Origin of the sequence: Streptomyces galbus, assembly GCF_005280195.1 — a bacterium.
GTDB classification, from domain to species: Bacteria; Actinomycetota; Actinomycetes; order Streptomycetales; family Streptomycetaceae; genus Streptomyces; species Streptomyces galbus.
Genome location: NZ_SZPR01000004.1, coordinates 112,459 through 125,847 on the forward strand (window position 1 = coordinate 112,459; position 13,389 = coordinate 125,847).

Below are 13,389 nucleotides of genomic sequence, written 5' to 3' on the forward strand. Positions count from 1 at the left end.
CCGTCCTCAGGGGCGCGGGAACCGTGCGGTCGCACGGTGTCCGCGCCCCTGTGCCGTGCCCGGCCCGACCCGGCGCGGCGATGCGGCAGAATTTTGGCCATGGGGATAGTCGCCGGGCTGGACAGTTCGCCCGATTTCACTCGCATCGTCGTCTGCGACACCGACACGGGTGCCGTGCTCAGGCAGGGCTACGCGCCGCACCCGGTCGACGGTCCGGCGGGCGGCGGCCGGCCGAGCGACGTCGACCCGCAGGCCTGGCTGCTGTCCCTCGGTGAGGCCGCCGGCGGCGGTCTGCTGGAGGGCGTGCAGGCCATCGGCGTGTCCGCGCAGCAGAACGCCGTCGTGCCGCTGGACGCGCAGGGCAACACCGTGCGCCCCGCGCTGGTCGGCGGGGACAAGCGGGCCCAGGTCGCGGCCGCCGACCTGGTGGACTCCCTCGGGGGCCGGGAGGCGTGGGCGCAGGCGGTCGGGTCCGTGCCGCAGGCCGCGCAGCCGGTGACCAAGCTGCGCTGGCTCGCCAAGAACGAGCCGGACGCCGCCCTGCGCACGGCCGTGCTGCTGCAGGCCCACGACTGGCTGGTGTGGCAGCTCCTGGGCCGGCCGGTGCGCCGGACCACCGACCGGGGCGGCGCCTCGGGCACCGGGTACTGGTCGGCCGCGACCGGCGGCTACCGCCCCGACCTCGTCGAGCTGGCGCTCGGCCACCAGGTGGCGCTGCCCGAGGTGATCGGGCCGTCGGAGGCGGCCGGTACGACGCCGGAGGGGCTGCTGATCTCCGCCGGCACCGGCGAGACCATGGCGGCCGCGCTGGGCCTCGGGCTGGGCACCGGGGACGCCGTGGTGTCCCTGGGCGCCTCCGGGTCGGTGATGGCCGTGCACCCCGAGGCCCTGACGGACGGCACCGGGACGATCACCGCGCTGGCCGACGCGACCGGCATGCACCTGCCCGTCGTCACCACCCTGAACGCTGTACGGACCCTGCGCGGCGCGGCCGAGCTGCTGGGGCTGCCCGACCTGGAGAGCCTGTCGGACCTGGCGATGAAGTCGACGCCGGGCTCGCACGGGCTGGTGCTGCTGCCCTACCTGGAGGGCGAGCGCACCCCGAACCTGCCGCACACCGCCGGGACGCTGGCCGGGCTGCGGCGCGAGTCGATGAAGCCCGAGCACCTGGCGCGGGCCGCGTTCGAGGGCATGCTGTGCGGGCTCGCCGACGCGCTGGACGTGCTGCGCGGGCGGGGCGTGGAGGTGCGGCGGGTCTTCCTGCTGGGCGCGGCGGCCGAGCTGCCCGCGGTGCAGGCGGCGGCGCCGGCGCTGTTCGGGGCGCAGGTCGTCGTGCCGCAGCCCGCGGACTACGCGGCGATCGGTGCCGCCCGGCAGGCGGCCTGGGCGCTGGGGGTCACCCAGGGCACGCTCGACCCGCGGACGCCGCCGGCCTGGCAGGGCGCGGCGGCGCAGGTGCTGGAGCCGGGCGAGGAGCTGGCGGTCGGGCAGGCGGTGCGGCAGCAGTTCGTGTCGGTGCGCGAACAGACACACCCGGGGGCGTTCCGCTCGTAGCGGACGCGGCGGGGCTGCGCTGACGGGTTAATCGGTTGAGGTAACACGGGTGGAGTGCCCGACGATAGGTGCCAAGGGCAAGCGACCGCCCCTTTCGCCGACTCCGAGAGACCAGCGTGCTCATACGACTCCTGCGGACCTGTCTCAGGCCCTACAAGAAACCCATCACCCTGCTGGTGCTGCTGCAGTTCCTGCAGACCTGCGCCACCCTCTACCTGCCCACGCTGAACGCGGACATCATCGACGACGGCGTCGTGAAGGGCGACACCGGCTACATCCTGTCCTACGGCGCCCTGATGATCGGCATCTCGCTGGTCCAGGTCGTGTGCAACATCGGCGCCGTGTACTACGGCGCCCGGACGGCCTCCGCGCTGGGCCGTGACGTGCGGGCCGCCGTCTTCGACCGGGTGCAGTCGTTCTCCGCCCGCGAGGTCGGCCACTTCGGCGCGCCGTCCCTCATCACCCGTACGACCAACGACGTCCAGCAGGTCCAGATGCTGGTGCTGATGTCGTTCACCCTGATGGTGTCGGCGCCCATCATGTGCGTGGGCGGCATCGTGCTCGCCCTCGGTCTGGACGTGCCGCTGTCCGGGGTGCTGGTCGCCGTCGTCCCGGTGCTGGGCATCTGCGTGACGCTGATCGTACGGCGGCTGCGCCCGCTGTTCCGGGCCATGCAGGTGCGGCTGGACACGGTGAACCGGGTGCTGCGCGAGCAGATCACCGGCAACCGCGTCATCCGCGCCTTCGTCCGCGACGAGTACGAGCAGCAGCGCTTCCGCAAGGCCAACACCGACCTGACCGCCATGGCGCTGGGCACCGGCAACCTGCTGGCGCTGATGTTCCCCGTGGTGATGACGGTGGTGAACCTGTCGTCCATCGCGGTGGTGTGGTTCGGCGCGCACCGCATCGACAGCGGCGGGATGCAGATCGGCGACCTGACGGCGTTCCTCGCCTACCTGATGCAGATCGTCATGTCCGTGATGATGGCGACCTTCATGTTCATGATGGTGCCGCGCGCCGAGGTGTGCGCCGAGCGCATCCAGGAGGTCCTGGACACCGACTCCAGCGTGGTGCCGCCGCTCGCGCCGGTCACCGAGCTGCGCCGGCACGGGCACCTGGAGATGCGCGGGGCGGGCTTCCGCTACCCGGGTGCCGAGGAGCCCGTGCTGAAGTCCGTGGACCTTGTCGCCCGGCCGGGCGAGACGACCGCCGTGATCGGCTCGACAGGCAGCGGCAAGTCGACGCTGCTGGGCCTCGTGCCGCGGCTGTTCGACGCCACCGAGGGAGAGGTGCTGGTCGACGGCGTGCCGGTGGCCGACCTCGCCCCGCGGCTGCTGGCCCGGACCGTGGGTCTGGTGCCGCAGAAGCCGTACCTGTTCGCGGGGACCGTCGCGACGAACCTGCGCTACGGCAACCCGGACGCCACCGACGAGGAGCTGTGGCACGCGCTGGAGGTGGCGCAGGCCAAGGACTTCGTGACGAAGCTGGAGGGCGGCCTGGACGCACCGATCGCGCAGGGCGGCACCAACGTCTCCGGCGGTCAGCGCCAGCGCCTGGCCATCGCCCGGACGCTGGTGCAGCGCCCGGAGATCTACCTCTTCGACGACTCCTTCTCGGCGCTCGACTACGCCACGGACGCCGCCCTGCGCGCGGCGCTCGCCGAGGAGACCGCGGAGGCGACCGTGGTGATCGTCGCGCAGCGCGTGGCGACCATCCGGGACGCGGACCGCATCGTGGTGCTCGACGAGGGCCGCGTGGTCGGCACCGGCACCCACCACGAGCTGATGGCGGACAACGAGACCTACCGGGAGATCGTGCTCTCCCAGCTCACGGAAGCGGAGGCTGCCTGATGGCGGGGCCGATGGGGCGGATGATGGCCGGGGGCGGCCCCGACACCCGCTCGCTGGACTTCAAGGTGTCGGGCCGGCGGCTCGTCGCCCGGTTCGGGCCGGAACGGCTCACCATCTACGCGCTGCTGGCGTGCGTGGTGGTCAGCGTCGGGCTCAACGTGGTCGGACCGAAGATCCTCGGGCGGGCGACCGACCTGGTGTTCTCCGGCATCGTCGGGCGGCAGATGCCGTCCGGCGCCACCAAGGACCAGGTGCTGGAGTCGATGCGGCAGCGCGGCGACGGCGACGTGGCCGACATGCTGCGCAGCACCGACTTCACGCCGGGCAAGGGCATCGACTTCACCGCCGTCGGGCACGTACTGCTGCTCGCGGTGGGCGTGTTCCTGGTCGCCGGCCTGCTGATGGCGGTGGCGACGCGGCTGGTCAACCGGGCCGTGAACCGCACGATGTTCCGGATGCGCGAGGACGTCCAGACGAAGCTGTCGCGGCTGCCGCTGTCGTACTTCGACCAGCGCCAGCGCGGTGAGGTGCTGTCGCGGGCGACCAACGACATCGACAACATCGGGCAGACGCTCCAGCAGTCGATGGGGCAGCTCATCAACTCGCTGCTGACGATCATCGGCGTGCTGGCGATGATGTTCTGGGTCTCCTGGATCCTGGCGCTGGTCGCGCTGGTGACCGTGCCGCTGTCGTTCGTGGTGGCCACCCGGGTCGGCAAGCGGTCGCAGCCGCACTTCGTGCAGCAGTGGCGCACCACCGGCAAGCTGAACGCGCACATCGAGGAGATGTACACCGGTCACACCCTGGTGAAGGTGTTCGGCCGGCAGGAGGAGTCGGCGCAGCAGTTCGCCGAGCAGAACGACGCGCTGTACGAGGCCGGGTTCAAGGCGCAGTTCAACAGCGGGATCATGCAGCCGCTGATGTTCTTCGTGTCGAACATCAACTACGTGCTGGTCGCGGTCGTCGGCGGGCTGCGGGTCGCCTCGGGCGCGCTGTCGATCGGTGACGTGCAGGCGTTCATCCAGTACTCGCGGCAGTTCTCGATGCCGCTGACGCAGGTCGCGTCGATGGCGAACCTGGTGCAGTCGGGCGTGGCCTCGGCCGAGCGGGTCTTCGAGCTGCTGGACGCCGAGGAGCAGGAGGCGGACCCGGTCCCGGGCACCCGGCCCGAGACGCTGCGCGGGCGGGTGGCGCTGGAGCACGTGTCGTTCCGCTACGAGGCCGACAAGCCGCTCATCGAGGACCTGTCGCTGACCGTGGAGCCCGGCCGGACCGTCGCGATCGTCGGCCCGACCGGCGCGGGCAAGACCACCCTGGTCAACCTGCTGATGCGGTTCTACGACGTCTCCGGCGGGCGGATCACGCTGGACGGCGTGGACATCGCCGCGATGTCCCGGGACGAGCTGCGCGCCGCGATCGGCATGGTGCTGCAGGACACCTGGCTGTTCGGCGGCACGATCGCGGAGAACATCGCCTACGGCGCCTCCCGCGAGGTCACCCGCGGCGAGATCGAGGAGGCGGCCCGGGCGGCCCACGCGGACCGGTTCGTGCGGACGCTGCCCGACGGGTACGACACCGTGATCGACGACGAGGGCTCCGGGGTGAGCGCCGGTGAGAAGCAGCTCATCACCATCGCGCGGGCGTTCCTGTCCGACCCGGTGATCCTGGTGCTGGACGAGGCGACGTCCTCGGTCGACACCCGCACCGAGGTGCTGATCCAGAAGGCGATGGCCAAACTCGCCCACGGGCGCACCTCGTTCGTGATCGCGCACCGGCTGTCGACGATCCGCGACGCGGACACGATCCTGGTGATGGAGAACGGCTCCATCGTGGAACAGGGCACGCACCACGACCTGCTGGAGGCCGGCGGGGCGTACTCCCGGCTGTACGAGGCGCAGTTCGCTCAGGCCGTGGCCGAGGTGGACTGAGCGGGCGGCCCGGCCCGGGGTGCCGTCGCGCCGCGGCGGCGCCCCGGCGGGGTCAGTCGAGGTAGCCCCGCAGCTGGTCGGCAAAGGCGTGGTCCCTGAGCTTGTTGAGCGTCTTGGACTCGATCTGGCGGATGCGCTCGCGGGTCACGCCGAAGATGCGCCCTATCTCCTCCAGCGTGCGGGGGCGGCCGTCGGCCAGGCCGTAGCGGAGCTGGACGACCTTGCGCTCCCGCTCGCCGAGGGTGGACAGCACGGCCTCCAGGTGCTCCTTGAGCAGCAGGAACGCCGCCGACTCCACGGGGCTCGCGGCGTCGCCGTCCTCGATGAGGTCACCGAGCGCGACGTCGTCCTCCTCGCCCACCGGTGCGTGCAGCGACACGGGTTCCTGGGCGAGGCGCAGCACCTCGCCGACCCGCTCGGGCGGCAGGTCGAGCTGGGCGGCGACCTCCTCGGGGGTCGGCTCGTAGCCGCGTTCCTGGAGCATGCGGCGCTGGACGCGCACGACGCGGTTGATGAGTTCGACGACGTGCACCGGGACGCGGATGGTGCGGGCCTGGTCGGCGAGCGCGCGGGACATCGCCTGGCGGATCCACCAGGTGGCGTAGGTGGAGAACTTGTAGCCGCGGGCGTAGTCGAACTTCTCCACGGCGCGGATCAGGCCGAGGTTGCCCTCCTGGACCAGGTCGAGCATGGTCAGGCCGCGGCCGACGTAGCGTTTGGCGACCGACACCACGAGCCGCAGGTTGGCCTCGATGAGCCGGCGCTTGGCCATCCGGCCCATGACCACCAACCGGTCCAGGTCCAGCGCCAGTTCGCTGTCCAGGTCCGGGGTGGTGCCCAGCTTCTCCTCGGCGAACAGGCCGGCCTCGACGCGGCGGGCGAGCTCGACCTCCTCGGCCGCGGTGAGCAGGGGGATGCGGCCGATCTCGCGCAGGTACTGGCGGAACAGGTCGGCGGAGGGGCCGCCGGACTCGGTGCGGGTGGGGGCCGGCTCGGCGGTCCCGGGGAGCACGGCACTCACGGCGTCCAGGGGCAGGGGCGTGTCCCCGGCCTCCTCCGCGCCCACGGCGTCGAGCGCCTCGGCGGGCGGTTCGCCCGGCTCACCCGGCTCGGGGGGCGGCTCCACGGACGGCTCCAGGGACGGTTCGGGGCCCGGCCCGGCGTCCGGGCCGGCTTCCGGGCGGTGCGCGGCGCGGTCCTGCGGGGGCACCGCGACCAGGAGGTCGGTCTCGGTGCCGGACTCCGCGCCGTCGGTACGGGTGTCGGTCGGGACGAGGGTGCGGGTCTGCACGGGGGCGACCTCCAGGATGATCGCTGCCGCCGAGGGGGGCGGCAGCGGTACTTCGGGGGCGGAGACGGCTGCCAGGCCGCTGTCCGTCCCGTACGCGATGAGCGCGCCCGCGGGGGTCTGTGACCCGTGGGGGACGGATCGGCCGCGCTCCGAGGACTCAGGCACCGGAACCCAGTGTGGGGTACGACACATCTCCGCCACGAGGGGCGTGCGGTGACTTTTTGAGTCCGGTCCGTGACCCAGCGGTGACCGCGGGGGCCTGCGGGCCGTCCCGGGGGTCAGAGCGCGGCGGCCCCGTGCGCGCGCAGCGCCTGGTCGTACTGCTGGAGGATCCACAGCTCGTTCTGCACGGCGGCGAGCTGGGCCTGGTCGCCGCCGGTGGACAGGCGGGTCATCTGCGACTGCACGTCCCGGATGCGGCGTTCCACCGCGCGCCGGCGGACCTGGACCAGCACCGTGCCCGCGTACACCTCGTCCACCGTGCGTTTCATGATCGGCTCGACGGCGAGTTCGGTGACCATGGCGCGGACCGTGTCGTCGGGGGCCGCCTCGCGGACCCGCACCAGGTACTCCTGCGGGTCCTGCACGCCGTACTCCGCGCCGCCCGCGTCCAGGACCGCCTGGCGTACGGCCGCGTAGGGCGGGGCGGTGAACTCGTCGACGCCGTACGCGTCGAACGCCGGGGAGACCAGCTCGGGACGCTGCAGGGCGAGCTTGAGCAGCTCGCGCTCGGTGGCGAAGACCGGGTTGCGCAGGGTGAGGGCCGGGCCGGAGGGGCCGGAGCGGGGGGCCTGCTCCCACTGCTGCTGCGGGGCGCCCCGGTCGGCGGGGCGCGGGTCCCGGCCGCCTCGCTCACGGGCCCAGCGGGCGAGCTGGGCCACGCGCTTGACGACGAACTGGGTGTCGAGGATGCCCAGCAGGCCGGCGAGCTGGACGGCGACCTCGTGCTGCGCGCCGGTGTTCTTGATGCGGGCGACGACCGGCGCGGCCTCGTCGAGGGCGGCGGCCCGGCCGGCCGGGGTGTCCAGGTCGTAGCGGCCGACGATCTGGCGCAGCGCGAACTCGAACAGCGGGGTGCGGGGTTCGACCAGGTCGGCGACCGCCTCGTCGCCCTTGGCCAGGCGCAGGTCGCAGGGGTCCATGCCGTCGGGGGCGATCGCGATGTACGTCTCGGCGGCGAACTTCTGGTCGTCCTCGAAGGCGCGCAGGGCCGCCTTCTGGCCGGCCGCGTCGCCGTCGAAGGTGAAGATGACGCGCGCCGAGCCGTTGTCCATCAGCAGCCGGCGCAGGATCTTGATGTGGTCGCCGCCGAAGGCGGTGCCGCAGGTGGCGATGGCGGTGGTGACCCCGGCCAGGTGGCAGGCCATGACGTCGGTGTAGCCCTCGACCACGACCGCGCGGGAGGTCTTGGCGATCTCCTTCTTGGCCAGGTCGATGCCGTAGAGGACCTGGGACTTCCGGTAGAGCGCCGTGTCGGGCGTGTTGAGGTACTTGGGGCCGTTGTCCGCCTCGTAGAGCTTGCGCGCGCCGAAGCCGACGACGTCGCCGCCGATGTCGCGGATGGGCCACATCAGCCGGCCCCGGAAGCGGTCGATGGGGCCGCGGCGGCCCTCCTGGGAGAGCCCGGAGAGGATCAGCTCCTTGTCGGTGAAGCCCTTGCCGCGCAGGAACCGGGTGAGGTGGTCCCAGCCCTGCGGGCTGTAGCCGACGCCGAAGTGCTGGGCGGCGGCCTGGTCGAAGCCGCGCTCGGCGAGGAAGACCCGGCCGGTCTCCGCCTCCGGGGAGAGCGCGAGCTGTTCCGCGTACCACTCGGCGGCGATCTTGTGGGCCTCGACCAGGCGGATGCGCTCGCCGCGCTGGTGGGCGGGGTTGTAGCCGCCCTCCTCGTAGCGCAGGGTGATGCCGGCCTGGGCGGCCAGGCGCTCGACCGCCTCGGAGAAGGTGAGGTGGTCGATCTTCATCACGAACGTGATGGTGTCGCCGCCCTCCTGGCAGCCGAAGCAGTGGAACAGTCCCTTGCCGGGGCTGACCTGGAAAGAGGGCGACTTCTCGTCGTGGAACGGGCACAGCCCCTTGAGGTTGCCGCCGCCCGCGTTGCGCAGCTGGAGGTACTCGGACACCACGGCGTCGATCGGGACCGCGTCCCGTACCGCCTTCACGTCCTCGTCGTTGATCCGTCCTGCCACGCGTGAAGTCTACGGGGACGGACCGACACTCACGGTGCGAGGTTTTCCAGCGGAACGTGCGGGTCGGCCAGGGCGTCGGTGTCGACCGGCGCCTTCGCGCGGATCAGCCGCTGGACCGGCTCCGTGACGTCCCACACGTTGACGTTCATCCCGGCGAGCACGCGGCCCTCCTTCACCCAGAACGCGATGAACTCGCGCTTGCCGGCGTCCCCGCGGACCACCACCTGGTCGTACGAGCCCGGCGGCGCCCACCCGCTGTACTCCATGCCCAGGTCGTACTGGTCGGTGAAGAAGTAGGGCACGCGGTCGTAGGAGGCACCCTCGCCCGCTTTGCCGAGCATGGAGCGGGCGGCGACCGGGCCGCCGTTCAGGGCGTTGGCCCAGTGCTCGACCCGGACCCGGGTGTCGAACAGGCCGAGCGGCACCGAGGCCACGTCGCCGGCCGCGTAGACGTCCGGGTCGCAGGTGCGCAGGCCCGCGTCCACCACGATCCCGCCGCCGTGCGCCCGGTCGGCGAGCTCCAGCCCGGCCGCCTCGGCGAGCGCGACCCGCGGCGCGGCGCCGATCGCGGCCAGCACGTCGTGCGCCGGGTGCTCCTCGCCGTCGTCCGTGCGGGCCGCGAGGACCATGCCGTCCTGGCCGACGATGTCGGTCAGCCGGGCCCCGAAGTGGAAGCGCACCCCGTGCTCGCGGTGCAGCTCGGCGAACAGCTCGCCCAGCTCGGGGCCGAGGACGCCGTGCAGCGGGGTCGGCGAGGGGTCGACGACGGTGACCTCCGCGCCGTACTCGCGGGCCGCCGCCGCGACCTCCAGGCCGATCCAGCCGGCGCCGGCGATCACGAGGTGGCCGTTGTCGCGGCCGAGCGCGGCCAGCACGCCCTTGAGGCGCTCGGCGTGGGCGAGCCGGCGCAGGTGGTGGACGCCCGCGAGGTCCGTGCCCGGGATGTCCAGGCGGCGCGGCTCGGCGCCGGTGGTGAGCAGCAGCTTGTCGTAGTGGACGACGGTGCCGTCCTCGCCGAAGCGGACGGTCTTGGCGGTGCGGTCGATCGCGTCGACGGTCTGGCCGAGGTGCAGCTCGACGTCGTTCTGCGCGTACCAGGCGGGCTCGTGCACGAAGACGCTCTCGCGGGCGTCCTTGCCGAGCAGGTAGCCCTTGGACAGCGGGGGCCGCTCGTAGGGGTGGTCGCGCTCGTCGCCGATCAGTATCACGCGGCCGGTGAAGCCCTCCGCCCGGAGCGTCTCGGCCGCCTTGGCGCCGGCCAGGCCACCTCCGACGATGACGAATGTCTGATCCGCGTCGACCACTTGAAGCCTCCTCGTAAACGTGCGGCCACATGAGCGTCCCGCACGCCGGGGGGCGGGGGAAGGGGGAGTGACCCGATCAGGCCACGCAGGGTCACCTGCGAGCCGCTCCCGCGGTCCCTAGAAGGCGTCCCGGCCGACGATGCTCACAGGTGCGCCGTCAGGCGGGCGTGAAGGGAGCGCGCCGAGGCGTCCGTGAGGGAGGCGATCTGGTCGACGATCACCCGCTTGCGGGCCCGGTCGTCCGCCGCCTGCGCGAACAGCGCGCGGAACTGCGGGTCGAGTCCGTCGGGGGCGCGCGCGGTGAGCACCTCGGCCAGCTCGGCGATCACCACGCGCTGGTCGGCGCGCAGCCGCTCCTGCTCGGCGCGCTGCATGACGTACAGGTCGGCGACCGCCTTGAGGACCGCGCACTCCAGGCGCGTCTCCCGCGGGACGACGAGCTCGGCCGCGTACCGGCTGAGCGGGCCGATGCCGTACTTCTCGCGCGTGGCGCCCTCGGCGGCCAGGCAGAAGCGGCCGATGAGCTGGCTGGTGGCGTCCTTCAGGCGGGCCTGGGCGACCGCCGTGCCGTCGTAGCCGTGCGGCCACCACTCCTGGTCCTGGAGCCGGTCCAGGGCGGCGGCCAGCTCCTCGGGGTCGGTGTCCGCCGGGACGTACCGGCGGGCGGCGACCGCGAAGACCTCCCGGCGCTCGGGCTCGGCGTGCAGGCAGGTGGGGTCGATGTGGCCGGCGTGCAGGCCGTCCTCGACGTCGTGCACCGAGTACGCCACGTCGTCCGACCAGTCCATGACCTGGGCCTCGAAGCACGTGCGCGTGCCGGGGGCGCCGTCGCGGACCCAGTCGAACACCGGCCGGTCGTCGTCGTACACGCCGAACTTGGGCGAGCCGGGGTCGGTGGGGTGGTCGCCGCGCGGCCAGGGGTACTTGGTCGCGGCGTCCAGGGTGGCCCGCGTGAGGTTGAGACCGACGGAGCCCTCCGGGGTGAAGCGCTTGGGCTCGATGCGGGTGAGCAGCCGCAGCGACTGGGCGTTGCCCTCGAAGCCGCCGCAGTCCCGCGCGAAGTCGTTCAGCGCCTGCTCGCCGTTGTGGCCGAACGGGGGGTGGCCCAGGTCGTGGGCGAGGCAGGCGGCCTCCACCAGGTCGGGGTCGCAGCCCAGGGCCGCGCCCAGCTCCCGGCCGACCTGGGCGCACTCCAGGGAGTGGGTGAGCCGGGTGCGGGGACTGGCGTCCCAGGCCGGGCCCCGGGTGCCGGGCGTGACGACCTGTGTCTTGCCGGCGAGTCTCCTCAGGGCGGCGGAGTGCAGGATGCGGGCGCGGTCGCGCTGGAACGCGGTACGGCCCGGGCGCTTGTCGGGCTCGGGCGCCCAGCGCTCGGTCGCGGTGTCGTCGTACGGGGTGCCTGCCATGGTTCGACAGTACGGGTCGCCGCTGACAGGAGGGGGTGGGGGCGCGGGGGGCGGGGGTGTGGGGTGGGGTTCGTGCGCGGGGCGGGGGCGGGGCCGGAGACCCGGGTCGGCGTCCGGAGCCGGCTACGCGGCGTGGGACGCGTCGTTCGTCGTCGTGAGGGCCTCGTCGTAGCGGGTCAGGACCAGGCGGGCCATCGCCGGGTGGGCGCCGAGGGGGGCCGAGGCCAGCCAGGGGGCGTGGGCGGCGCACTGGGTCGCGAAGCGGCCGGGGGCCGTGAAGTACGACGCGACCGCCACCCGGTGGCGTCCCCGGGCCGCGAGGTCGCGCAGGGCCGACTCCACGGTGGGCGCCGCGGCGGAGGCGTAGGCGGGCACGACCGGGACGCCGAGGCGGCGCGCGAGGAGGCGGGCCGTGCGGTCCGTGTCGGAGGCGTTGTCGGGGTCGCGGGAGCCCGCCGCGGCGAGCACCACCGCGCTGGTGCGGCGTTCGGCGCCGGTCAGGTCCCGGGGCCAGCCCGCCTCCACCAGGCGGGTGTGCAGGGTCTCCACCAGGAGGGGGTGCGGACCGAGCGGCGGCGCCGCGCGCGTGTGCAGGCGCGCTCCGGCCGCCATGCCGGGGATGTCGTGCTTCACGTGGTGGCCGCGGCCGAGGAGCAGCGGGACCAGCACGGCGTCCGTCGTGCCGCGCGCGTCGAGGGCGGCGAGGGTGTCGGTGAGCAGGGGTTCGTTCAGCTCGATGTGGCCGAGGTGCACGGGCAGGCCGGGCCGCAGGCCGCTCACGCGCGCGAGGAGCGCGCGGACGGTGGCCAGGGCGCGCGGGTCGCGGCTGCCGTGGCCGACGAGGACCAGCGCGGGCGGCCCGGGGCGCCGGCGGCCGTGCGGGCCGGCCGGGCCGGGGCGGCCGGTGAGCGGGGTGCTGACCCGGCGCATCGGGTGCGCTGGACGGTCGGGAGTCATGGGCACCGATCCTGCCGGGGGGAGGTTGCCCGGCTGTTGCGCGTCCGTCACGGGACTTTTCCGGTGGTTCACCTTCCAGGGAACCACGGTGTGAGGTGGGGCGGGGCGGGCCCGGGGCGGGGGTGAATGAACCGGATCGTCGCGGGACCCGTCCTCCTGCCCGGGACCAGGAACTCTCGACTCCGGACGAGGAGGTGGCGCCGTGCGCCGACCGTGGCGCGGGCCGGGCCGACCGCGGCTGCCGCGCACCCGCAAGGGGTGGCGGCGGCTGGTGCAGGCCGTGGTGGCGGGGTGCGTGCTGGCGCTGCTGCCGTCGACGTGGCTGTTCGTGTCCACCGCGGACCGGCTGGTGGGCACCGCCTCCGCGCCGCGCACCGACGTCGCCGTGGTCTTCGGCGCGGGCCTGTGGAACGGCGGGCCGTCGCCGTACCTCGCGCACCGGCTGGACGCGGCGGCGCGGCTGTACCGCGACGGCACGATCAAGGTCGTCCTGGTCACCGGCGACAACAGCCGCGAGGACTACGACGAGCCGGACGCCATGCGCGCGTACCTCACCCGGCACGGCGTGCCGGACGGGCGGATCGTCAGCGACTACGCCGGGTTCGACACCTGGGACTCCTGCGTGCGGGCCCGGAAGATCTTCGGCGTCCACCGGGCCGTGCTGATCAGCCAGGGCTTCCACATCCGGCGCGCGGTCGCCCTGTGCGAGGCGGCGGGGATCACCTCGTACGGCGTCGGGGTCGAGGCCGAGCACGACATGACCTGGTACTACGGCGGTGCCCGCGAGGTGCTCGCGGCGGGCAAGGCCGCGCTGGACGCGGCCTTCGAGCCGGACCCGCGCTTCCTCGGGCCGAAGGAGACGGCAGTGACGGCGGCGCTGGCGGGAGCACGCTGACCGACCGGTCCCCGGTGC

Annotated in this window: 9 protein-coding genes; 4 read left to right on the top strand and 5 right to left on the bottom strand. The window is 73.5% G+C overall.

What is annotated here, in order from left to right; translation table 11 throughout:
• The first annotated feature begins 99 nt into the window (after positions 1–99).
• The 3 genes from E4U92_RS03220 (at position 100) to E4U92_RS03230 (ending at position 5,332) form a co-directional block, all read left to right on the top strand.
• Complete coding sequence (locus E4U92_RS03220) at positions 100–1,554, top strand: xylulokinase (RefSeq protein WP_137298699.1); 1,455 nt, start codon at positions 100–102, stop codon at positions 1,552–1,554.
• Positions 1,555–1,670: 116 nt separating this feature from the next.
• Entirely contained in the window at positions 1,671–3,404 is a 1,734-nt protein-coding gene (locus tag E4U92_RS03225; RefSeq protein ID WP_137298700.1) for an ABC transporter ATP-binding protein, read from the top strand.
• Positions 3,404–5,332: an ABC transporter ATP-binding protein gene (locus E4U92_RS03230; protein WP_137298701.1), complete on the top strand. Its 1,929-nt coding sequence runs from the start codon at positions 3,404–3,406 to the stop codon at positions 5,330–5,332. The genes E4U92_RS03225 and E4U92_RS03230 overlap by 1 nt, the downstream gene beginning before the upstream one ends.
• Before the next feature lie 52 nt (positions 5,333–5,384).
• Here E4U92_RS03230 and E4U92_RS03235 read toward each other — a convergent pair whose 3' ends face one another.
• The 5 genes from E4U92_RS03235 to E4U92_RS03255 form a co-directional block, all read right to left on the bottom strand.
• On the bottom strand, positions 5,385–6,788 hold the full coding sequence (locus tag E4U92_RS03235; protein WP_137298702.1) for an RNA polymerase sigma factor: 1,404 nt from the start codon (positions 6,786–6,788) through the stop codon (positions 5,385–5,387).
• A gap of 113 nt (positions 6,789–6,901) precedes the next feature.
• On the bottom strand, positions 6,902–8,809 hold the full coding sequence (dnaG, locus tag E4U92_RS03240; RefSeq protein WP_137298703.1) for a DNA primase: 1,908 nt from the start codon (positions 8,807–8,809) through the stop codon (positions 6,902–6,904).
• A 29-nt stretch (positions 8,810–8,838) separates the two neighbouring features.
• Positions 8,839–10,113 carry an NAD(P)/FAD-dependent oxidoreductase gene (locus E4U92_RS03245; RefSeq protein ID WP_137298704.1) on the bottom strand — a complete coding sequence of 425 codons (1,275 nt, stop codon included), beginning with the start codon at positions 10,111–10,113 and terminating at the stop codon, positions 8,839–8,841.
• Positions 10,114–10,256: 143 nt separating this feature from the next.
• On the bottom strand, positions 10,257–11,519 hold the full coding sequence (locus E4U92_RS03250) for a deoxyguanosinetriphosphate triphosphohydrolase (protein ID WP_137298705.1): 1,263 nt from the start codon (positions 11,517–11,519) through the stop codon (positions 10,257–10,259).
• A gap of 123 nt (positions 11,520–11,642) precedes the next feature.
• Positions 11,643–12,476: a sirohydrochlorin chelatase gene (locus E4U92_RS03255; RefSeq protein ID WP_168725022.1), complete on the bottom strand. Its 834-nt coding sequence runs from the start codon at positions 12,474–12,476 to the stop codon at positions 11,643–11,645.
• Positions 12,477–12,678: 202 nt separating this feature from the next.
• On the opposite strand from E4U92_RS03255, the gene E4U92_RS03260 reads away from it, so the two are divergent.
• Complete coding sequence (locus E4U92_RS03260) at positions 12,679–13,371, top strand: SanA/YdcF family protein (RefSeq protein ID WP_137298706.1); 693 nt, start codon at positions 12,679–12,681, stop codon at positions 13,369–13,371.
• The last annotated feature ends 18 nt before the right edge of the window (positions 13,372–13,389 follow it).

What these genes read in the sequence shown, in the direction of transcription:
- E4U92_RS03255 (WP_168725022.1), bottom strand. Translation starts at nt 12,476, where the DNA reads ATGACTCCCGACCGTCCAGCGCACCCGATGCGCCGGGTCAGCACCCCG.
- E4U92_RS03250 (WP_137298705.1), bottom strand. Translation starts at nt 11,519, where the DNA reads ATGGCAGGCACCCCGTACGACGACACCGCGACCGAGCGCTGGGCGCCC.
- E4U92_RS03220 (WP_137298699.1), top strand. Translation starts at nt 100, where the DNA reads ATGGGGATAGTCGCCGGGCTGGACAGTTCGCCCGATTTCACTCGCATC.
- E4U92_RS03230 (WP_137298701.1), top strand. Translation starts at nt 3,404, where the DNA reads ATGGCGGGGCCGATGGGGCGGATGATGGCCGGGGGCGGCCCCGACACC.